This is a genomic window from Bacillus paranthracis (genome assembly GCF_024296885.1).
Lineage (GTDB): Bacteria > Bacillota > Bacilli > Bacillales > Bacillaceae_G > Bacillus_A > Bacillus_A paranthracis.
Map to the genome: position 1 here is coordinate 3053685 of NZ_CP101135.1, position 21473 is coordinate 3075157.

The following is a 21473-nucleotide window of genomic DNA, read 5'->3' on the forward strand; positions in this document are numbered from 1 at the left end:
CTTTAATTAGTTTGATAGACATGGGACTGAACTCCTAATGCTTTATTTTTATGCTGACTTTTTTCATGAAATAAAACTCAGTTATCAGTCTAAACCATTTTTTAGATTTAACAATAACATGTGTGCATTTGTAAAATTCCAATTAAGTTTGTTAAAAATGAAAAATCCTGAAGTTAGTCTTTTATTAAATTTTATTTCAACCCAACAGCATTTTTATCCTTCAAATAGTCTCTTTCATTCTAATTTCTGCATTTCTTTCAGCCGTTCTATATCCTTTTCTGAAGCCTTTTCTATTTTATACAATTCATAGCTACCCTTTATCTCATTTATCACTACAAATTCGATTTCATTCCGAACATAGCTTTTCGTTTTTCCTTTTTTATAACCAATAACATTATCTAATATAGTTTCCCCACTATCTTTTTTATATAAATTATAGCTAACAGGTGGACGACCAATTACATACTTATTATCAGAAAATCCGACTATATCATCCCTTCCTAATCCTGTCGAAGCACTCCAGACAAACATAATCTGAAATATAGAATAAACAACAATACCGCATAAGAAAAAAAATAGGATTGATTTAAAAAATAACTTTACAGGCATGCTTCTCAAAAGACATTCCCTCCCATTTCACCTCAGGATAGCAAGAACAATACGTGAATTTTGTATGCTAAGGCACCAAAGTTTTTATAATGTTCCACAGCTAGTTTAAATAGTGCATCCTTACCTCAAAAACTATCGTAGAGAGTAGCTCGGCTTATGACCTTTCTCCCAAAATAAATACATAGCTTTATTTAAAGCTTGCTCTTTATTAAAACTAATCTTTCTACCTATTAACCACACCCCCGTATTATATATTTTAGTATAAATATTTTGGAACGATAAGCCCGCAAAATATTTTGAAATTAAATCTTCCGTTAGAGGGCGCTTTAAAGGTTTATATAAATGTATTAATAATAATCAAAAACACTTGAAGTTGACGTTGGGTCATTTTATATACTGTTAAGTAGCTACTATTTAGCAATTTCATAAAAGAAATTAGAAAAATAGGAGGTTTTCATATGAAACAGGGCGATATTATTATTTATGGATGTGTCATTATAGGTGCAGGTATCGGACTGCCACTGGATCATGCATTTCCTGGTGCACTAATTGGGTTAGGAGCCGGCTACTTACTTAAAAATCTTCTTAGTAAAGAAGAATAGATGCGAAATAAGAAAATAATCGTTAACGATAAAATCTTAACGTACAGAAAGGTAGGTTTATCGGTTGATACACATTAATAAAGTGGGAGAACTGACAGGCGTTACAGTAAGGACACTGCGTTATTACGATAAAATTGGATTATTAAAACCAGCATCCAAAACAGAGGGTGGCCATCGTTTATATACAAATGAAGAAATAAAAAAACTTCAGCAAGTTCAATTTTTAAAAAAGGTTGGATTTCCGTTACAAGAGATTAAACATATGCTCGACTTCAATGAGTGGGATTGGTCGGATAGTTTAAAGAGCCAATTATCTTATGTAATAAATGAGCAGAAAAATTTAAAAAAAATAGAATTATCCTTACGAGAAATGATAAATGGAATTGCGTTAGAGGGAGAAGAAAGCTGGATCGCGATTCAAAAAATCATGCAATTATCCAGCAAAGATAAAGATATACAACAGTATTATCGCAAATCTGTATTTAAAGAAAAAGAAATAAAACTATTGGAAAAGGTTCCTAAAATGGCAAGTGACTGTTCTGATTCACTCGAATGGATTGCTCTCATCGGCCAGTTAAAGCGTTATATGAAGGATGGCCCAAAAGCAACGAAAGTTCAAAATATCATAAGACGAATGGAGGAAAAACGCTTAGAAGAATTTGAAGGTGAGGATGAATTTCTAAATAAGCTTTGGGAGATAAGGATGACTCCCGAACAATCAGAGAAACTTAGTTTATATCCAATCGATCAAGATGTGCTTCAGTTTATGAACGAGGCATATGCCATTTTTATGACTAAAAAAAATAATCCTGATCCGGAATAAGGGGGAAAGCACAATGGGTACAGAGCAACTTCTCCTAATAGGCGGATTAGCTATATTAGACACGCTAAGCCCTACTACAATAGGAGTAACAATATATCTACTTTTAACAGATAAAGAGCGTCTCACGAAACGTTTATTCGTTTATTTATTGACGGTAGCAGGATTTTATTTTGCTGTTGGCGTTTCACTCATGTTAGGATTAGATTTTTTGTTTAAGTTTATTTCTAGCTTATTTCAAAACCGAATCGTAAGCTGGTCGTTCTTCATTATTGGTGTCATATTATTCATTGCAAGCTTCTATATTCCACCAAAGAAAAATTCAGAGATCCCCTCACCAAAATCAAAAAGCATTTTTTCAATGATCGCGCTAGGATTCACTACTACATTAATTGAAGTGGGTACTGCATTTCCTTATTTTGCAGCAATTGGCATACTTACTACTTCTAATCTATCCTTGATACAATGGTCTTCTATTTTAGCGGGATACAACTTGATCATGGTACTGCCCTCTCTCCTGCTGTTTCTCTTCTATCTCCTATTTGGTCGGTGGATGCAAAAACCTCTCGAGAGGCTTCGAATGAAAATTGCTAATAGTACAGGATCAGCCCTATCATGGATTATGTGTATAGTTGGCTTTCTCCTAATATTAAATAGCCTGGATTATTTATAGGGTATTTATAGAACCTACACTCAGGGGAATATGTTTGAAACTACAGAAGTACTTACACCTACCATTCCCCCACACCAGTTTGTCTTTTACAGGCAGTTACTCTCCCTTCCATCTTCCTCATATTCACCTAATTTTGATGTAAGAGTCCTACTACCGGGGATAAAATATGATTCCAGCCAATTTATAATTATTTCTTCCAGCTCTGGATGAAGTGGCTTTCTTGCCCCTTCTTCATAATTCTTTTTAAAATCTAATGCTTTAAACTTACCTTCAAAAACTTTCAAACTATGATCCATATTTTTTATTACATATACTTCAGAATCACCTTTCACATAATCACTGATCCGCTTAGCTCTTTCAGGGTCAGCCTGAATATCTTTATCACCAGCGATAGCTAGCACTGGACATGTTACTTGTTGTAAGTCTTTATAAATGTCATGCTGAAAATGCTCTCTAAACCATTTTGCATTCATCGGTTTAAAACCAACTTTAATCGTATCTTTTTCTGTATTCATCATTTTCTCTTTTATTTTTTCCATCTGCTTTTCTCCACGTTTCTCCACATTGAGAAGGCGCATTAGTTTTCCCTTTATTCCTTTTTGTTCTTTTAATTCTTTATAAGCAATCTCTCTTTGTCTTTTCGTAGCTTCTTCTAACGATTCCGCAGCTCCTGTAAGAAGGATGAGTCCATTAACTGGTGTTCTTGCATTTACTACAGTTGCTAACATACAGCCTTCACTATGACCAGCTAAAATGATATTTTCCGGATTAACAAATGGTTGTTCTTTTAAATACGTAATCGTAGACTCTATATCACTAACTAAATCCCACATTCCAGTCTTCAGAAATTCTCCGTCACTCTTTCCTACTCCGCGCTTATCAAAGCGGAGCGTCACTACCCCAAGTCTCGCCATTACATGCGCTAAATCTTTATATATGTTCGCCTCAAGCTTTAGCGGTACGATTGTTCCATCACGGTCAATTTCTCCAGATCCCGCGATAATGACAACAGCCGCATACTTCCCGTCAGCTTTCGGTTTAGTGAGTGTACCTTGCAAAGTAAACTCACTATTGATCGCTACTTCATATTCATCAAAAGTCATCATTTTGTCCCCCTATTCTTTTATATCCAATTTAAATTTCAAACTCGTTATTATATTTTTATACTCTCTTACATCTTTCATTGGAGCAAAAACTGGATTCTCTGCAATACTTTGTAACATACTTCGCTTTATAATCTCTTCATTTCTAACTGTTTTAGCGCCGAGCGGAAACTCTGCAAACCATTCATCAATCGCATCAAAATAGGAATCCCCATGTAAATGTAGACTATTTACTGTAAAGCTCGCCGCACAAACTGCTACATATTTCCGTAACATTTCTAATGCTCTTTCAAAATTGCCTTGCATACAATATACTTGCGCAGCAGCATAGTATACTTTTAAAGTCATATTAGGATGTAATGTTTCTATTTCATATATGTCTATTAACATAAAAGCTCTATTCAAAATCACCTCTACTTTTTCAACGCTTGAGGCATTTACTACTACATAATTCGGTATTGTCGCAACGAGTTGTATTAAATGTTGGTACATACTAATTTGCATTATTTCATTCGCCTTTTCAGCATTTCCAAGCATTTGATATGCTTGGGCAATTAAATCCTCTTCTGGAACGTTAGGACGTATCGTTCCGCCAAGCAATTGCAATACTTCATTCGGTTTATTGAGTATAAGATAGCAAGTCGCTTGAAACGATACCGCCTCTTTCACAAGAGAAACATCGTCACTTTCTTCCTGAACCCTGCTAAAGAGATTCATTGCTTCTTCTAAAATTTCAATTCTTCTATCCGTGTCCTCTGTTAACATATGGTGATTAATAAAAAGTAGTCCCATTTGAAGTAATAACGGAAAACAAGAATAATATTTTTTGATTATTTCTCTGCACTCCATCATTACTTCATCAAACGGTTCTTCACTAAAAGCTTCCGCTAGTCTATGGTATAAATCTTTAATATCTTCCTGTTCCATTTGCGGTTTATAACTGATTAGTTCATCTATACTTATATTAAAGTACGATGCTAACAGTGGTAAAAATGTAATATCCGGATAACTCTGCCCCGTCTCCCATTTGGAAACAGACGCCTTCGTAATACCGATATACGCCGCTAACTCTTCCTGCGTAATTCCCTTTTCTTTTCTCTTATCCGCAATTACTTTATGAATGTTTATCTCCTTCACATCATCACCTCATACTTTTATTATATGCTTTTATTTCACACAAAATATGGATTTGAAGTCAACTTTCGTTAACAAAATCAACTGTTAGGAAACATCTCTCTAAAATGAAAGGCAGGAACATATTTGATATGCTCCTGCCTTTTTATTGTGGGGTACTGATACATGGCCATCTAGCTAAGAGTTTGAAGTGCTGCAAAATTAAACATTTCATCTCACCATAGTTTTCTATGGGAATCCATTGAACAGCTTATTTACATAACTTTCGAAGTCGGAAGTACAAATTATCTTTTTTGATAGATACAAGAAATTAAGAACTGATCCTTATTCAAGAAAAGCACCCGTTAATTCAATAACCATCTCACATAATTTTTTTCAATACCTTTACCATAAATGGTGTCTTTAATGTCTCTTTTATTAGTGAATTTTTGTGTTTCATAAAATTATTGATCTGTTTTTTTCTATTTGGAACCATTAAAAAAGGTAATCTACTAGGATTAAACCATCCAATTTTTGCAGTTTCAGGTCCATTATTTATTGGTTCTCCTCCTAGTAATTTTCCTGAAAATATATGTTGCATATCATTGTATTCAGGCTGGTGATATTCTCCTATTTTACGTTCAATAGCAATTATATAGCCCGTTTCTTCTTCAGTTTCTCTTATAGCGCATTTATCTAACTGTTCGTTCTCTTCTAATCTTCCCCCAGGCAAATCCCAGATAGGATAATCATTTCGTTTAACTAGCAATATTTTGCCTTCATTATTATCAACAATAGTAAAGCACCCTGTGGTTTTTATAGTATTCATTATAAATATAATCTCCTTAACTTACTCAATTGCTAACAAACTTGTATTTCTCTATGTCTAATAAATTTTCCTTTTTGCTGAATTAAACTGGCCCTTTAATGGAACAACATAAGATGAATATTCTATACATGCTCGGTTAACATAACGTCTCATTAGCGGAAGTAATATATAGATAGGTGCAACAATAATTAAAAATCTTTTATATGTTTTCTAATATCTGCGGCTATTTTGGTAGGATCATCAATCTCAAAAAAGATATATTTATATTTTTCATGACCTTCTAATTCAATCATTACGAGAGGGACTCTATTTTCATAAGAGAGAAAGTACCATTCGTCAGCATATTTAAAACTTCCTTCAAAAATATTGAGAGAAGAAATTGATGTTCCAGGCATACGAAGCATCCATTGTGGAGCATCAAAATAGTCAACATAGACACTCTTGATCGTGTTATAAGGCATTTTTAATTTTAGTTTAAATGCAAGTAATCCTGTTACCCCATTTAGCTTTAGAATCACACCTTCATTATCAAACAGTATTTCTTTCCCCATAATTCCCCTACCTCCTCCTATAAAATAAAACGCCATAGCAATCCCCCATTATTTAAGAGAAGGTTTACTATTCTTTATATTTTTCTGGATCATTAATAAAGAAACGAACTTCTCCACATTTGGAACAAACATATGGAATTACCTTACTATACGTTGCATTTACAACAGCATGTTGGGATGGTTTATTCAAAATACCAACACTGCCTCCCACAGATTTCAGAAGGGATTTTGTCAATGATATTCCGCATTGATTACAAGTCTTTTCTTTCATATAGTTTCTCCTTCATATCTAATCATTTTCCTTATTGTACCATTTGAGGTAACTGATTTGTTCATATTTTTAGATGTATATTCTATACATATCAGGTTAACATAACGTCCTATTATCAGTAGCATGAAAAAAGGAGAACCCTGCTCTCACAAGGGAACCTTCTTTTTTAGTTCTATGAATCTATACATATTCTATACATTCCTATTCTGGTATCGTTTTATGGTTCTTGTTTGTTACTCGATTAGCCAAAAAACTGTATAAAATCTTGCATACTCTTATGCGTGGGGTTTTTCAAAAATACTAGCATTACCAATATATGCTTTCTTATGGGTATTTCTTGAAAACTCATTAAAACACTCTCCAGTCCTTTTGCTATCTTTAAGGGTAACTCTTGTTTATTTAAATTCCTTGTAACGAGGCATTGTCCTCCCCCCAAAGCCAAACAAATGATTCATATTACAGTCTGTTTCAAACTGAATATTCAATATTTAATCATTTTAATATAGACATATAAATAAAAAGGATAATCAGCCCCATAATGGACTAATTATCCTATAAATGTTTATCTAAACTAGAACTTCTTTCCCTATGTATATTTATTTCGTTACCTCACCAAACTGCGCTCTCGTCACTTTCACCAAGTCATCCACTTTCAGCTCAATTTGTATACCTATTTTTCCGCCGCTTACTATCATCGTTTCAAGTAATTGGGCACTCGCATCAATACATGTAGAAAATAACTTCTTCATTCCGACTGGTGAACAGCCGCCGCGAATATATCCTGAAACTTTCGTAATATCTTTAACAGGAATCATTTCAATTTTCTTTTCACTTACTGCTTTTGCGGCAGCTTTTAAATTTAGTTCCTCATCTACCGGGATGATAAACACATGATAATTTTTACTATTCCCTTGAGCGATTAACGTTTTATATACTTCTCTCACTTCTCGTCCAATTTTCTCGGCTACTGATACGCCATCAATTTTCCCATCGTCTGGATTATATGACATCATCGAATATTCAATTTTCTCTTTATCTAATATTCGCATCGCATTTGTTTTATCTTTTTTCATAGTGATCTCCTTAAACGGTTATTTCATATTATTAAGTTTTATTATACACCCTTTTCCATTTCTCCTACATAACTTCACGTATATTTCAAAACTAAAAATATTGATAATTCAAAAATCATCTGATATAATTTGGAAAAACTTATTGTTAAGGAGAGATTTGTAATGCAAAATTTTAATATTTCTTTCCAACTTCATCATCATACGTAACGCCGTGTATCCGAAGAAAAATTTTTCTTCGTGGGTACAGGGCTTTTCCTGTTGACCCACGAAGCGTTTATAAAGCTATGTGGGTATTTTTATACCTGCATAGCTTTTTTTAATTTAAAAAGGAGTGATTATGGTGGAAATGAGAAATGTAAAAGGAACGAAAGACTATTTACCAGAGGAACAAGTACTACGAAATAAAATTAAAAGAGCGTGCGAAGACACGTTTGAACGATACGGATGTAAACCGTTAGAAACGCCGACATTAAATATGTATGAACTTATGTCTTACAAGTACGGCGGTGGTGATGAAATATTAAAAGAAATATATACACTTCAGGATCAAGGAAAACGCGCACTTGCCTTACGTTACGATTTGACAATTCCATTCGCAAAAGTTGTGGCAATGAATCCAAACATACGCCTTCCTTTTAAACGGTATGAAATTGGGAAAGTATTTCGAGATGGCCCTATTAAACAAGGGAGATTTCGTGAGTTTATACAATGTGACGTTGATATTGTCGGTGTTGAATCTGTCATGGCAGAAGCGGAACTTATGAGCATGGCGTTTGAACTGTTCCGAACGTTAAACTTAGAAGTAACGATCCAATATAATAACCGCAAATTGTTAAATGGTATTCTTCAGGCCATTAACATCCCTACTGAATTAACAAGTGACGTCATTTTATCATTAGACAAAATCGAAAAGATTGGGATTGATGGCGTACAAAAAGATGTATTAGAGCGCGGAATTTCTGAAGAAATGGCTGATACGATATGTAATACCGTATTATCTTGTCTACAGCTTTCAATTGCTGACTTTAAAGAAGCTTTCAATAATCCACTCGTTGCCGATGGAGTAAACGAATTACAACAATTACAGCAATATTTAATCGCACTTGGAATAAATGAAAATGCTATATTTAATCCGTTTTTAGCGCGAGGACTCACAATGTATACAGGTACCGTATATGAAATCTTTTTAAAAGATGGATCAATTACATCTAGCATCGGTAGCGGTGGTCGTTACGATAATATTATTGGAGCATTCCGTGGTGATGATATGAACTATCCAACAGTCGGTATTTCATTCGGTTTAGACGTTATTTATACAGCACTATCACAGAAAGAAACAGTATCATCTACAGCGGATGTATTTATCATCCCGCTCGGAACAGAATTACAATGCTTACAAATCGCCCAGCAATTACGTTCTACCACTTCCTTAAAAATCGAACTTGAACTAGCGGGACGCAAATTAAAACGCGCCCTTAATTATGCAAATAAAGAGAATATCCCTTATGTGCTTATTATTGGGGAAGAAGAACTTAGTACAGAAACTGTTGTGCTGCGGAATATGAAGGAAGGTAGTGAAGTGAAGGTTCCGCTTTCTTCTTTGAAAGACAATACACTAAATAAGTACTTTACTACGCCTACTACGTTATGACTGTGAAGTATTCTCAAAATGTAAATGATAGAATAAAAAACTCCATTAACAAATAATGGAGTTTTTACGCACAATTTAATTTTGTTTAAATGTAAATGTTTGTTTATATTTTCTCGCCGCTTCACAATCTTTTTGTCCATTTTCTAATGTTCTCGAAGGCCTCTCTTGCCAAGTTATAATAACTTCAAGTTCATTAGACTGAACGGATATAGGAAAATTCGCATGATTAAAAGCAACTTCTTTACTTAACACATGATCTTTTTTAGAAGTGAAAAGTTCATACTTCGTTTGAGAATGTGGTTCATTTCGAAATACTTCAACCGTTACATGATAAGCGTCCTTCCCAATATCTTGAACCTCGAAACCATACGTATCAAAAACATCCTTTTTAGATGTAACTAAACCAGTTTTTTTATCAGGTTGCTTAATTTCTATTTTCCATCGATCTGATGTTTGAGAAACCGGCAACTGCTTTGGAGAAAAAGCATGAACAGTGAAAGAACTTCCAATTACAAAACAAAATATACAAAAGAAAGAAAAAAGTACTTTTTGCATTAGTATAACCTCCATTGTTTTAAGTTTTGAATTACTGTTCCCTAAAAACAATGGATATATTATCCCTTAAACGAAAAGCGTCTTCATACATTTATAGAATCTCGTATACAAGTTTTTAAATAACTGAGATTAACTCAATAATCTAGTCAAATATTTATTACTTACTGTTTGATCGATGTGGATAACGTCCATTCCCCCTTATTGAGGTGGTTTTTCTATTTTATAGATACCCAACAATTAGTTTACATAAAATTATTATAATCTATTAAAAGCTACAAATAAACAATATCCAGTTACCTATTATTTTTGGTAATATATAGATATGAATTATTTTAGGAGGATTCACTTTGAAAACCTACATCCAAGCACTAAAGTGGACTACAGGGATCTATCATCTTTTATTACTTCCTTGTTATTATTTATTTCTAAGTCACGTTAACCTATATGGGATACCTTTACTTTTATTGATTGTGTTACATATCACTACTATTTTATTAGCTAAAAAAGTAGACATGAATACGTACCCTCATTATATTGGCATTATCGTTACTCTAGTTGCCTTCTTTCCTTATATAGTAATCGTTCTACATATTATAGCAGCCATTTTCCTTTTATTAGATGCGGCTTCTATGAATGCAAAAGAAGTGTATGATTCATAACAGGATAAAATGAAACTTTAATCAGTAGAGTTTTGAAGTCAGTTAGCAAATTGCAAAATTTACATAATAACGTTATTGCTAACACCCAAAAAGGATTTACTTTTTAAGTAAATCCTTTTTCAAATTACCCTCCTTACCCCAGACCAATAAAAGAATATTATGTTTAATTTTTATGAATTTCTAAATATTTATAAAATATTCAAATTAACATACATTTTAGTTATATAAAAAACTAAGTGTAAAGGAGATGAATTCATGCTAAAAAAAATGATAGTAGGTGCAGTGGTAGCCATTTCATCATTAACTGTAGGGTTAGGATCAGTATCAGCTAGTACCGAAAAGGGTTATTCGATTACCTCTTTTGAATATGTAACTGTAGATGAAAAGACTGTAGATTCGTTTAACAAATTGGATGCTCCATCAAAGGAAGACATAAAAATAACTTTAGTTCTACCGAAACAAAATCAAAATGGAAACTGGTTATCTTATGGATTTTCGACCAAAGAAAGTTTAGAGTCTTTTATTAAAAAAGATAAACAAAGGTTGAATCATACAATCACTCCTCTTGGTGTCGGAGGAAGCGGACCTAATAATACAGATTTCTATGAACATGCAAATAAAGGTGGCGAGTATTTTTCTCTTAGTAGCGGTTTTAAAAATTTGCCTCTTAGTTGGCAAAATAGAATTTCTTCTGTAAGTACAGCATCCCCTACTGCTAGCTATTCAACAACGCTATGGGAACATACTTCAACTGAAGGATATGGAAAAGGTGTTGTTTTTAAACACGCTGATTGGTATGGCAAAACTGTAAACTTGCATGACTTCGCAATTTCAGCAGTTGATGTTAAAAAGTAAAAACATGAAAATAAAAGGTGTCTTCACATATGGAAAACACCTTTTATTTCTACAACTCTTTCCTATTATTTTTCGTATTCCTACTCTCCAAAACTTTCTCCATATTATGAGTCGCCCACTCCATCATTAATAGAATCATTGGACGAAGCGATTCACCAAGCTCCGTTAACGAATATTCTACTTTTGGAGGTACTTCACGGTACACTTCACGATGTATGATACCATCTGCTTCAAGTTCTCTCAGCTGTAATGTTAACATTCTTTGTGTGATATTAGGTTTTAATCTTTTTAATTCATTAAACCTCTTCGTCCCATCTAATAGATGATACAAAATTACCCCTTTCCATTTCCCTCCAATGACCTCAACCATCGCTTCCACTGGACAAGAATATTTATTTAAAAACGGGTAATTTACATTATTTTCGTTTGAACAATCCATAATAAATCCCTTCCCTTAACATTAGTATCTTTTTTGATACTATACCACATAAATGTGCGTACTTGTTTCTATGTTACTTTAAAAATATAATTTGGTTACAAAATAAATTAATGAAAAGAGGAACTTTTATGACAAATACAAATCAAACTACAAAAGAAAAAATTATGGATGCTTTTCATTTCAGACATGCATGTAAAGCGTTCGATCCTATGCACAAAATTTCAGAAGAAGATTTTAAATTCATTTTAGAAACAGGCAGATTATCCCCTTCTTCTTTCGGATATGAACCTTGGAAATTTGTTATCGTACAAAATAAAGAATTAAGAGAAAAACTACAACCATATTCATGGGGCGCTGGTGGGCAACTTGCAACAGCTAGCCACTTTGTCATTGTTCTTTCAAGAAATATTAAAGATATGCATTATGATGCAGATTATATTAAACATATGATGAATGATATTATTGAATTACCTGAAGACGTGCAAAAAATTAGATATGAATTCTTCAAAAAGTTCCAGGAAACAGATTTTAACTTATTACAATCTGATCGTGCTGTATTTGATTGGGCATCTAAGCAAACTTATATTGCTTTAGGTAATATGATGACGAGCGCAGCTCAAATTGGCATTGATTCTTGTCCCATAGAAGGATTTGATAAAGAGAAAGTAGATTCTTTACTTCGTCAAGAAGGCATTATTAAAGAAGATAATTTTGAAGTATCTGTAATGGTTGCCTTTGGTTACCGTAAAGAAGAGCCAAAACGTGATAAAACAAGACAGACTATGGATGCAATTGTTGAATGGGTTGAATAAGATAACATGCGCTCCTTATAGCTGCATACCCATACAAAAGAAGTAGAATTTGATTTTTCCTATGTATGAAATTCATTTTTCATGGAAAACTATATTAGTATGTATGCAGTTTAAACGCTCTATTTATTAGAGTTGGACAGGAGGAGAATGAATATGTCTGATATTGAAGTTGGCGAAGTGTTTACGCTTAGTGATGAGAATAACGAAGAGCAAGAAGTAGAAGTACTTGGAGCGATGGATGTCGAAGGTGCAGAATATATTGCAGTTGCCTTTGTTGAAGATATCCAAACAGAAACCGAGGAAGACATTGATATTTTCTTTTTAAAAGTAGAAGAAGATAGTGAATTCTCATATATTGAGAATGACGAGGAATTTGAAAAAGTATCTGCTGCGTTTGAAAAGATTTTGGATGAGCAAGAGCAAGAGTAGAATGAATGAATGAAAAACACGAGGACGGATACATATCCGTCCTCTTTTTATTCATCACCCATCCAAAGACTTATGCAGCAATTCCAGTACATCTTTCATCGCAAAAGGACCGTCTTTTTTCACATGCTCAGCAAATTCAGAAACGAGACGTAGTGTACTCACACTTTCAACCGGATGCTCTCCTGAAGCACTTTCAGCAGAAAGCATAACGGCATTCGTCCCGTCCAGTACAGCTTGGAACACATCCGTTACCTCTGCCCTTGTTGGAATAGAATGATCTACCATAGATTGAAGCATTTGTGTCGCTGTAATAACATATGTATTCGTTCGATTGCATTCCTGAATCATCATTTTTTGCAAGAGCGGAATAAATTGAAACGGTAACTCAACTCCTAAATCTCCCCTTGCAATCATGATTCCATCTGCTTCTTTACATATATCTTGAAAATTCTCGATCGCTTCCATCGTTTCTATTTTTGCAATTAAATTAGGTGACGTTTCTTTATACTGTTGTATAAAATCTCGTATTTCTTTTATATGGCTAGGTTTTCTTACGAAAGAACATGCGATAAAATCAACACCTTCTTCTAAAAGAAACTGAATATCTTTTTTATCTTTCTCTGTAATAGCTGGTAAACGAACGATTGCGCCTGGTAAGTTCACCCCTTTATGAGAGGAGATATTACCACCTGTTTTCACCTTCGTTTCTATTTTATCCGTACTTACTTTCTCAACGATTAACTCAACTTCACCATCATTCATTAAAATTCTACTTCCGACTTTCACATCATTCGCGATCCCTTCATAATCAACACTTGCTTCCGTACTACTCCCTGTAACTGGTTGCGTATGCAAAATAAAAGAATCTCCCGCCTGAAGTGTAATTTGTTCTCCTTTCATTTCACCTAACCTTATTTTAGGACCTTGTACATCGCCTAAAATTTTAATAGAATCATCTAATGATTTCACTAAACGAATGATATCTTTATGACTTTCATGCGTCCCATGTGATAAATTTAGCCGAACAATTTTCATACCATTGCTTATTAACTGCGCTAACGTTTCTTTATTATTACTTGCTGGACCAATTGTACAAATTCGATCGATTGTCACTTTTATCACCATCCTTTTTCATTATGATTCCCATAAACCTTCATTACACTCTCAACGTAAAAAAAGCCTACTCACACAAGTAGGCTTTTGAAACTACGAAAGTTTCGTCAATAACTGATTTAAATCTTTTTTCGTTTTCGTCGTTAATGACTTCATTTTAGTAATATCTATCTTTTCTTTCTCCGCTCCTACAATTAATGGATACATACTTTGTCCGATTGTTTTATATTCAGCTGGGTGTGATGTTTCTAACTCTTTCTCAATTACATCCCACTTTGCATTAATTTGTTTTCCAAGTTTATTTACTGTTTCTAATTTCGGATTAGCAGCTAATTGCTTATCTAAGCTATCAACTAATGCAGCAACTTCTTTCACACTCGTTTTCACAGCTACACTTTTCTTAGGATCTTTCGTTGTTTTTCCGTCTGAGTTTGTACTTGTACTTTGATCTGTTGTTTTCCCACTAGTCGTTTGATCATTCGTCTTTCCTGTCGTCTCTTTTTCTTTTGTTTTTACATTCTCGTTTTGAGTTGACGTTTTACCGTTACTTTCTGTTCCTGATGATTCTTTCGTGTTTTTTGCATCTTTATCTGTTTTTTCGTTGGAAGAAGTATTTGTTTCTTTGTCAGTATCTTTCGTTGTTTTTGACGTTTCATCTGTACTTGTCGTTTTTACTTCTCCTTCATTTTGCGCAGTTACTTGCTCTTTCTTTTCTGTTTCTTTATCTGCTGACGGACTACAAGCTGCCATAGTAAGCATTGTACCAATTGTTATCGATGCGATAGCGACCTTTTTCATTTTCATATAAATCCCCCTATGTTTACGTTTTTATCCTCCCCTTTACGATTCGATTTCCCCTTAAAAAATCCCTTTTCATACGAATTACCATCTTTCCGACAGTAATCTTCATAATAATACGTACAAAAACTGATAAATCAATTTGAATATTCGAGTTTCTTCTACTTCATTTTTCTTCTCTGTAGTAAAAGAAAAAGAGTATATTGTCATATGAAGCATTACGATCTTCATATGACGATATACTCTTCTATCAAATTTTTATCTTTCTTGACATTTTATTTATACAAAAAAATAAAATTTTCTTTCGTTTTTTTGTTTCTCAACAATTGTTAACATAATATATTTATGAGTAACCACCATTCGAATGAATAACTTGCCCAGTAATCCATTTCGCTTCTTCACTTACTAAAAAAGATATTAAGCGCGCAGCATCCACCGGCTCTCCTACTTTACCTTGCGGGAACTTCCATACTAAATGATGCTTCAGCTCCTCTGTAATCCATCCTGTATTCGTCGGTCCTGGATCAACAGCATTTACTGTAATCCCCTTCTCCATCGCAACTGGTGCTACTGATTTTGTAAATGCTTCAATTGCTCCTTTCGTTGCTGCGTATGCTAATTCATCAGGCATCGGCCCTAGTGACTGCCCTGAAGTAAGGTTAATAATACTTCCACTCGCCTTGCTTGCATACTGTTTTATAAATAATGAACTTAATAACATAGTAGCCCGAACATTAACCGTATAATGTTTATCTAACTGTTCTACATTTAATTCCTCAATTCTCGTATGAGTAGCATACGCTGCATTATTAATTAAAATAGATGGATCACCTAACCGTTCTGATACCATATAAAACAAACGATTGGGCGAATACGACTGCGATAAGTTGATTTCTGCCATTTCACATCGAACACCGTAACTTTCAATCTCCTCTTTCAACAAAAAGGGCTCTTTGTCATGCATTCCCCACGGCATCGCTTTATCATACTGAGACCAGTACGTGAAAAAAATGTCTATTCCTTTTTGAGCAAGCACCTTGCATACAACTGCACCAATTCCATTCAGACGAGTGGCCCCTGTTACAATTGCTATTTTCTTCACCTTTTCTCCTCCACCTATGGATAAATCCTCTGCACGAATACAGAGGATCTATCTTTTTATTCAATATTTGACAATATACGTTCTGCACCTAATTTTAAAATTTTAATAAAGATATAATTTACAATCGTAAACATTACAAATAAAACGATAAACATAACCCACAGTCCCACTTGAAGGAAGAAGTATAATAGACTTACTCCCGCTACAATAACTAAAGCTATTAAAATATTAGCTAAAAAATTCCACAAAGTTGTATAGCGGCTCTTAAATAATTTCTGCTCTGTATCCCAATGTATATCTGCAGTTTGTGCATCCCAGCGTGTACCAATTAAATTAATTAACAGTAAGCCGTTCGCACTTAGTAAAAACCACAGTAACATGAAAACAGGAGAAATTCCCGCTACAACTGCCATCGTAATACCGAACACTGCTAAAATAATTACATTAATTAACCAAGCCGTGATTGCTTTTGCAAAAAAGATATCCGAAGCTTTTACAGGTAAATATCGATTCACAAACCAAGAGCTTCCATCACGTGAGAATGAAGTTGTTGCGATGACATTACTTCCCATTAAGAATAGAGAGGCACAAAGGCCAACGCCAATTGCAAGCCCTGCTGATTTTGGATTATTAATATAACTCGTAACCCATTTTAAATTTCCATCTTGTACAAATAAAACGAAGAACAACATAATCGGCATAACGAAAGTTTGTACGATACAATTTAAGAAAAATTGTGGTGTACGGAATAACGTTTTAAATTCTTTTTTCACATACGCTTTCAAATGTGAACTTTGTACCGTTGATTTTTGTAAACCTTCTGCTGAAATGACTTCTTTTTTTGCTGTACTCGTTGAAAGTCCAATAACCCCTTTTAAATATGTACGCTCTGCAATGTAATAAAACAACATAAAAAATACAAATGAAATAAGTGCAAAGATTATTACGTATAAAGGCCCCTTCCAATTTGCATTTTCTACTAATGCTACTGCTCCAAAATATGTAGTTGGAAAATAGTTTGTCATTTGTACTAAAAGAGAAGACTGGTTGTTTGCAAGGTAATCCGCAATTGCATCTTCAGAAAACGAACTTTTATTTTTCCACTGCAAAAATACGTTAATTCCTACAATAAATAGTATACTTACGATTCCGATAAATATATTTCCTCGGTCTTTATTTTTCCCTATATTTGTATACCTCATAATAACTGTCATCAGTAACGAAGCTAGTACTAACGGCACAATTGGGAAGAGTAAGTAAATGAAAATCATATATATGTAATATGTAATAAATGCGCCACTTTTTAAACCGTACGTAATAAAGATCGGTAATAAAATAAATGAACTCATTACGTATTGTGTAATTAATACCGTTAAAAATTTGGCTGAAATAATTTGCGCTGGTTTTAATGGTAATGGTAATAACATTTCAATGTCATTGCTGTAGTAAAATACAGTTAAAATGTTCGTAATACTCATTAAAAATACCCATATACTCGCAATCGCAAGTCCCATTGCGATAATCATTCCTGGATCTTGCCCTAAATGTATCATTCCCTCATACATTGCATGCGTAATAGAACCAAACAGTAAAAAGCCGACAAATAAAATAGCTGCAAATGAAAATACATACGCCCATCGCTTCTTCTTATCTGTTATAAAATCTGCATAATTTAATTTCAATAATACTTTCGTTAACGTCCAAATTTTACTCATTGCCCGTCATCTCCAAGAACATTTTTTCAAGTGATTCGTTGGATTTAAAATGATCTCTCATTTCATCTAAATTCCCTTTAAACTGCAAATTCCCCTTATTAATAATCGCGACGCGGTCACATAATTTTTCTGCCACTTCTAATACGTGTGTAGAGAAGAATACAATCTTTCCTTTATCCGCATGTTCTCTCATCATTTCTTTTAAAATATATGCAGATTTCGGATCAAGCCCCGTTAACGGTTCATCTAAAATCCATACATCTGGCTCATGCACGAGCACACCAATAATAACAATCTTTTGTCTCATACCGTGCGAGTAACTTTGAATTTGATCTGATAAAGCATTATAAAGATCAAATTTCTTCGCTAAGGACTCAATTCGTTCTTGGCGTACTTCTTTCGGCACTTCATACATATCTGCCATAAAGTTTAAATATTCAATTCCCTTTAATCGTAAAAACATATCTGGACTATCTGGGACATAACCAAACGTCTTTTTCGCTTCCATCGGATTTTTCATAATATCTATACCGTTAATCGTAATCGTCCCTTTGTCCACCCCATGGATACCAGTAATCATCTTAATTGTCGTTGATTTACCGGCACCATTTGGCCCTAAAAATCCAAAGATTTCTCCGCTAGGCACAGATAAACTTAAATCTTTTACTGCATAGGTAGAACCATTATAACTTTTTGACACATTCATAATTTCAATCATTCCATCCAATCCTTTCCTTAATTACCAAATAACTATATCAACATTATAGCATACTTATATTTTTATATTTTTGTATTTTTCAGTTTTTAACCTTTAAAATAAATATACAGACCTAACCCAACGATTAAAACGACAGCTAGTATAATATAAATCATCGTAAGCCTTCTAATATTCCCCTTTGTCGCTTTACTATAATTTGCATCACCCTTTCGCCCAATTAACACCGTCGCGACTACAGTAATCACTACAAGTAATACAACGATCATGATCCAATTTAGCATACCTTCCTCCCCCTCCTTACAACCATTTTACAATATTATCCTCTTTATTTCGCAGCATATTTCCTCTTTTTACTATTATTATGAAGCAAACTAAAAAACTATTATTACCATTCCTATCCATATGTGATATATTTATAACATAATGTTAATTATTTCTAAAATGATTAGGAGGCCCTATCATGAAAACAACTTGGATAAAATATTTAGGATTTCTCGGTTTCTTCGGTTTTCTTGGCTTTTTTTATGAAAAAGGATTGTTTACTATGTTTTGTTTCTTCTCCTTTTTCACCTCATATAGAACGGTTCAACACGATGAACTGTTTGAACAAATCGTTAATAAATCGTGCCGCAATGCCTTTATCGTTACGTTACTAACTACCGCTATCATTATGTTCATTGAAATGTTATTTCCAAACCCGGTGCTACAAGAAATTGATATCGCTCTTATTTTCGGCACACTTATTCTTACGTTCGGATTCTCTATGTTCTTTTACGATAAACCAGTTGATGAAATGGAAGATGCACCATGGCGTTCGTAACGAAAATAAAAGAATACCGCGCCAAATTGAACATGACACAAGAAGATTTAGCAAAGAGTGTTGGTGTACGTCGTGAAACAATTAGCCACCTTGAAAAAGGAAAATACAACCCTTCCTTGCAGCTTGCTCACGATATTGCGAGGGCACTTCATAGTACGATTGATGAAGTTTTTATTTTTGAGGATAAATAAAAATACCGGCATTCTTTTCACAAAGAATACCGGTATTTTTCATTTATACAACGATCACCCATACAAAACCGCATGAAATACGCCCAACAGTAAATATTGGTCTTCTATATAATCTTCATCGTATACATTCATCTCGATGTGATACATATCTTCCTCAAGACGAATATTCCAATCTGCAATTACATAGCCTTTTCGTAATAACTTTCCCATCCCAAAAGTAGTTTTATGAACAACAAATTCTTCTCTCTTATATGTAAAGGTAAATAAGAAATTTGCATCCAATAACTTTCCGTCACATACAAGTATTTCATGCTCTGCATCATGATTATCTTTATATGTTACTAAAATCTTTCTTTGGCGCTGCCTACTTACATCCTTTGCAATGACGCGAATATTGTCCTTGCTATCCTTTATTTCATAAATGATATTACTACCGACTTTCGGAATGAAATCTAGCACTCTCATCAACGTATTTTTATAATAGCCTCGTACTGTGCCTACTCTGTCACTTCCATTGTAAACCTCAATAGGCACCGTATCCGCTTTACTATCACACAGTCGTTTGTAAGAAAGCTGCATCACCCGCTCTCCTCTTAAGTACTGATCAAACGTCACAGGATATTCTAACGCGCGCAGTTCTTTATTTAACTCATATAAATAACGCTGAACACTCTCCACTAATGCTGTAGTAGAAATACATTCCTGAACCTCAAATTGTTGCCAACTGGAAGAAACTCTCCATTGATTGTCCTCTTCATAGAAGAAACTAAGAATTGTCTCATCACGGTCAGGCGTTTCATAATTCATATGTACATTCTGCCCGTGCTGCACTTGCTCCATCCACTGCCCTAAATAAATGCCAAGCTCTGCGACCTTCATGCATGACTTTTGAAAAAGCACGCTGTCACTCACGCGAATCGTTACATCCCCTTCGATAAAGCCTTTTGAATAAGCATCATACCGCGGCTCATCTTTCTGTGGGATATTCTTGTCTAACTCAAATAAAAACGTTAACATCTTTCACTCACCTCTAGTTATTACACCGATCGTACCTATAAAATGAACGCAACTCAAATTATATCGACGATTTTGCCAATATATCTACCGTAACTTAAAATATATCAACGATTTTTTCGATATATCGACGATTCGACAAAGAATATCGACTTATCAACAAATATCGACACGATTAAAATGAAACTACCTTTTCTTCCGCCACTTCTACAAATTCTAAAATTTGCAGCAGACTCTTCACTTCATAAGTCGGCTTAACACTTGCCTTATTCTCTTTCAAACTCGGATTATACCAACACGTATCAATGCCGTAATCTTCTCCGCCTTTCATATCAGAAGTGAGCGAATCTCCAACCATTAGTACACTTGATTTATCCGTAATCCCAAACTTTTCAAATGCATAATCAAAAATCTCACGTGCTGGTTTTTGATGACCAACCTCTTCTGAAATAATAATATGATCAAAGAAATTACATAAAGGCGAATTTCCGATTCTAGATTGTTGCACCTTCGTATATCCATTCGTAATGATGCCTAGCTTGCAATCTTGTAGATTCTCACATAATTGCACTGCACCTTCTATAAGATGTACTTCTTTCCCTAAGTTTTCAAGATATACATCACTAAATTGCTGCGCATCTACTTCTATATTATGAAGTGCAAATAATTGTCTAAATCGATCTACCGCTAATTCACTTAACGTAATCATTTTATTTTCTAAATCTCTCCATAACCCATTACTAATCTCTTTATAACTTGCAAGATAATCAGTATACCCTGTAGGCATACCAAACTGTATAAACGCATTATGTAATGCGTGTCTTTCCGTTTCAGGGAAATCTAATAATGTATCGTCTACGTCGAATAATATAACTTTGTATTTCATGATGTTCTCCTCAATTCCTATATTCTCATAGCCTAATTATAACAACAATAAGAAAAGGAGGCTAATCCAATC

The 21473-nt window shown here is 34.0% G+C and carries 27 protein-coding genes and 1 pseudogene; 10 read left to right on the forward strand and 18 right to left on the reverse strand.

Features of this window, described 5'->3' with window-relative positions; translation table 11 throughout:
- Positions 1 to 234 precede the first annotated feature (234 nt).
- Positions 235 to 609 (reverse strand): hypothetical protein, encoded by a 375-nt coding sequence (locus NLJ82_RS15615; protein WP_012644490.1) that lies wholly within the window; start codon positions 607 to 609, stop codon positions 235 to 237.
- Between the two features lie 128 nt (positions 610 to 737).
- Positions 738 to 840: pseudogene (locus NLJ82_RS28920) on the reverse strand (TetR/AcrR family transcriptional regulator); the annotation flags it as partial.
- A gap of 227 nt (positions 841 to 1067) precedes the next feature.
- On the opposite strand from NLJ82_RS28920, the gene NLJ82_RS15625 reads away from it, so the two are divergent.
- The 3 genes from NLJ82_RS15625 (at position 1068) to NLJ82_RS15635 (ending at position 2704) form a co-directional block, all read left to right on the forward strand.
- On the forward strand, positions 1068 to 1211 hold the full coding sequence (locus NLJ82_RS15625) for a hypothetical protein (protein ID WP_000808928.1): 144 nt from the start codon (positions 1068 to 1070) through the stop codon (positions 1209 to 1211).
- A gap of 64 nt (positions 1212 to 1275) precedes the next feature.
- Positions 1276 to 2034 (forward strand): MerR family transcriptional regulator, encoded by a 759-nt coding sequence (locus tag NLJ82_RS15630; protein ID WP_000581360.1) that lies wholly within the window; start codon positions 1276 to 1278, stop codon positions 2032 to 2034.
- A 13-nt stretch (positions 2035 to 2047) separates the two neighbouring features.
- Positions 2048 to 2704 carry a GAP family protein gene (locus NLJ82_RS15635; RefSeq protein ID WP_000536413.1) on the forward strand — a complete coding sequence of 219 codons (657 nt, stop codon included), beginning with the start codon at positions 2048 to 2050 and terminating at the stop codon, positions 2702 to 2704.
- An 86-nt stretch (positions 2705 to 2790) separates the two neighbouring features.
- Here NLJ82_RS15635 and NLJ82_RS15640 read toward each other — a convergent pair whose 3' ends face one another.
- From NLJ82_RS15640 to ybaK, 6 genes are all read right to left on the reverse strand, one after another.
- On the reverse strand, positions 2791 to 3807 hold the full coding sequence (locus NLJ82_RS15640; protein ID WP_000141805.1) for an alpha/beta hydrolase family protein: 1017 nt from the start codon (positions 3805 to 3807) through the stop codon (positions 2791 to 2793).
- Between the two features lie 12 nt (positions 3808 to 3819).
- Positions 3820 to 4944, reverse strand: coding sequence for a helix-turn-helix domain-containing protein (locus tag NLJ82_RS15645; RefSeq protein WP_000659037.1), 1125 nt, complete (start codon positions 4942 to 4944; stop codon positions 3820 to 3822).
- Positions 4945 to 5302: 358 nt separating this feature from the next.
- Entirely contained in the window at positions 5303 to 5749 is a 447-nt protein-coding gene (locus NLJ82_RS15650) for an NUDIX hydrolase (RefSeq protein ID WP_001092198.1), read from the reverse strand.
- A 188-nt stretch (positions 5750 to 5937) separates the two neighbouring features.
- Positions 5938 to 6300 carry a hypothetical protein gene (locus NLJ82_RS15655; protein ID WP_012644491.1) on the reverse strand — a complete coding sequence of 121 codons (363 nt, stop codon included), beginning with the start codon at positions 6298 to 6300 and terminating at the stop codon, positions 5938 to 5940.
- 67 nt (positions 6301 to 6367) lie between these two features.
- A complete protein-coding gene (locus tag NLJ82_RS15660) occupies positions 6368 to 6571 on the reverse strand; it encodes a hypothetical protein (protein WP_000660735.1) in 204 nt (67 codons plus the stop codon).
- 596 nt (positions 6572 to 7167) lie between these two features.
- Entirely contained in the window at positions 7168 to 7644 is a 477-nt protein-coding gene (gene ybaK / locus NLJ82_RS15665; protein ID WP_000710877.1) for a Cys-tRNA(Pro) deacylase, read from the reverse strand.
- A 337-nt stretch (positions 7645 to 7981) separates the two neighbouring features.
- Between ybaK and NLJ82_RS15670 the strand changes: the two genes are divergently transcribed.
- Positions 7982 to 9295: a histidine--tRNA ligase gene (locus NLJ82_RS15670; RefSeq protein WP_012644492.1), complete on the forward strand. Its 1314-nt coding sequence runs from the start codon at positions 7982 to 7984 to the stop codon at positions 9293 to 9295.
- A gap of 75 nt (positions 9296 to 9370) precedes the next feature.
- Here NLJ82_RS15670 and NLJ82_RS15675 read toward each other — a convergent pair whose 3' ends face one another.
- A complete protein-coding gene (locus tag NLJ82_RS15675; protein WP_001174509.1) occupies positions 9371 to 9850 on the reverse strand; it encodes a YozF family protein in 480 nt (159 codons plus the stop codon).
- A 347-nt stretch (positions 9851 to 10197) separates the two neighbouring features.
- Here NLJ82_RS15675 and NLJ82_RS15680 point away from each other — a divergent pair, with 347 nt between their 5' ends.
- Both NLJ82_RS15680 and NLJ82_RS15685 read left to right on the forward strand, forming a co-directional pair.
- On the forward strand, positions 10198 to 10509 hold the full coding sequence (locus NLJ82_RS15680; RefSeq protein ID WP_000860710.1) for a hypothetical protein: 312 nt from the start codon (positions 10198 to 10200) through the stop codon (positions 10507 to 10509).
- A 255-nt stretch (positions 10510 to 10764) separates the two neighbouring features.
- The gene (locus NLJ82_RS15685) at positions 10765 to 11364 is read left to right on the forward strand and encodes a hypothetical protein (protein WP_000914519.1); all 600 of its coding nucleotides are present in this window, start codon (positions 10765 to 10767) and stop codon (positions 11362 to 11364) included.
- A 49-nt stretch (positions 11365 to 11413) separates the two neighbouring features.
- Here NLJ82_RS15685 and NLJ82_RS15690 read toward each other — a convergent pair whose 3' ends face one another.
- A complete protein-coding gene (locus tag NLJ82_RS15690) occupies positions 11414 to 11803 on the reverse strand; it encodes a winged helix-turn-helix transcriptional regulator (RefSeq protein ID WP_000340663.1) in 390 nt (129 codons plus the stop codon).
- A 128-nt stretch (positions 11804 to 11931) separates the two neighbouring features.
- Between NLJ82_RS15690 and NLJ82_RS15695 the strand changes: the two genes are divergently transcribed.
- Together NLJ82_RS15695 and NLJ82_RS15700 are read left to right on the forward strand one after the other, a co-directional pair.
- The gene (locus NLJ82_RS15695) at positions 11932 to 12615 is read left to right on the forward strand and encodes an NAD(P)H-dependent oxidoreductase (RefSeq protein WP_000185746.1); all 684 of its coding nucleotides are present in this window, start codon (positions 11932 to 11934) and stop codon (positions 12613 to 12615) included.
- Positions 12616 to 12762: 147 nt separating this feature from the next.
- A complete protein-coding gene (locus tag NLJ82_RS15700; RefSeq protein ID WP_001997837.1) occupies positions 12763 to 13044 on the forward strand; it encodes a DUF1292 domain-containing protein in 282 nt (93 codons plus the stop codon).
- 54 nt (positions 13045 to 13098) lie between these two features.
- On the opposite strand, the gene NLJ82_RS15705 is transcribed toward NLJ82_RS15700, so the two are convergent.
- The 6 genes from NLJ82_RS15705 to NLJ82_RS15730 form a co-directional block, all read right to left on the reverse strand.
- Entirely contained in the window at positions 13099 to 14169 is a 1071-nt protein-coding gene (locus tag NLJ82_RS15705; RefSeq protein WP_079994022.1) for a pyruvate kinase, read from the reverse strand.
- Between the two features lie 81 nt (positions 14170 to 14250).
- The gene (locus NLJ82_RS15710; protein ID WP_000782558.1) at positions 14251 to 14961 is read right to left on the reverse strand and encodes a hypothetical protein; all 711 of its coding nucleotides are present in this window, start codon (positions 14959 to 14961) and stop codon (positions 14251 to 14253) included.
- Positions 14962 to 15298: 337 nt separating this feature from the next.
- Entirely contained in the window at positions 15299 to 16057 is a 759-nt protein-coding gene (locus NLJ82_RS15715) for an SDR family oxidoreductase (RefSeq protein WP_000716986.1), read from the reverse strand.
- 56 nt (positions 16058 to 16113) lie between these two features.
- On the reverse strand, positions 16114 to 17772 hold the full coding sequence (locus NLJ82_RS15720) for a putative ABC transporter permease subunit (protein ID WP_000036892.1): 1659 nt from the start codon (positions 17770 to 17772) through the stop codon (positions 16114 to 16116).
- Positions 17765 to 18490, reverse strand: coding sequence for an ABC transporter ATP-binding protein (locus tag NLJ82_RS15725; RefSeq protein WP_000570055.1), 726 nt, complete (start codon positions 18488 to 18490; stop codon positions 17765 to 17767). Before NLJ82_RS15725 ends, NLJ82_RS15720 begins: the two co-directional genes overlap by 8 nt.
- 86 nt (positions 18491 to 18576) lie before the next feature.
- Positions 18577 to 18771: a hypothetical protein gene (locus NLJ82_RS15730; RefSeq protein WP_000935861.1), complete on the reverse strand. Its 195-nt coding sequence runs from the start codon at positions 18769 to 18771 to the stop codon at positions 18577 to 18579.
- A gap of 179 nt (positions 18772 to 18950) precedes the next feature.
- Between NLJ82_RS15730 and NLJ82_RS15735 the strand changes: the two genes are divergently transcribed.
- Together NLJ82_RS15735 and NLJ82_RS15740 are read left to right on the forward strand one after the other, a co-directional pair.
- Positions 18951 to 19310 (forward strand): DUF3796 domain-containing protein, encoded by a 360-nt coding sequence (locus NLJ82_RS15735; RefSeq protein WP_000859221.1) that lies wholly within the window; start codon positions 18951 to 18953, stop codon positions 19308 to 19310.
- A complete protein-coding gene (locus NLJ82_RS15740; RefSeq protein WP_000896305.1) occupies positions 19298 to 19501 on the forward strand; it encodes a helix-turn-helix transcriptional regulator in 204 nt (67 codons plus the stop codon). Before NLJ82_RS15735 ends, NLJ82_RS15740 begins: the two co-directional genes overlap by 13 nt.
- A 54-nt stretch (positions 19502 to 19555) precedes the next feature.
- Here NLJ82_RS15740 and NLJ82_RS15745 read toward each other — a convergent pair whose 3' ends face one another.
- Both NLJ82_RS15745 and NLJ82_RS15750 read right to left on the reverse strand, forming a co-directional pair.
- Positions 19556 to 20518, reverse strand: a complete 963-nt coding sequence (locus NLJ82_RS15745) for a tubby C-terminal domain-like protein (RefSeq protein ID WP_000955093.1) — start codon at positions 20516 to 20518, stop codon at positions 19556 to 19558.
- Positions 20519 to 20690: 172 nt separating this feature from the next.
- Positions 20691 to 21401 (reverse strand): YjjG family noncanonical pyrimidine nucleotidase, encoded by a 711-nt coding sequence (locus NLJ82_RS15750; protein WP_000875903.1) that lies wholly within the window; start codon positions 21399 to 21401, stop codon positions 20691 to 20693.
- Positions 21402 to 21473: the final 72 nt, after the last annotated feature.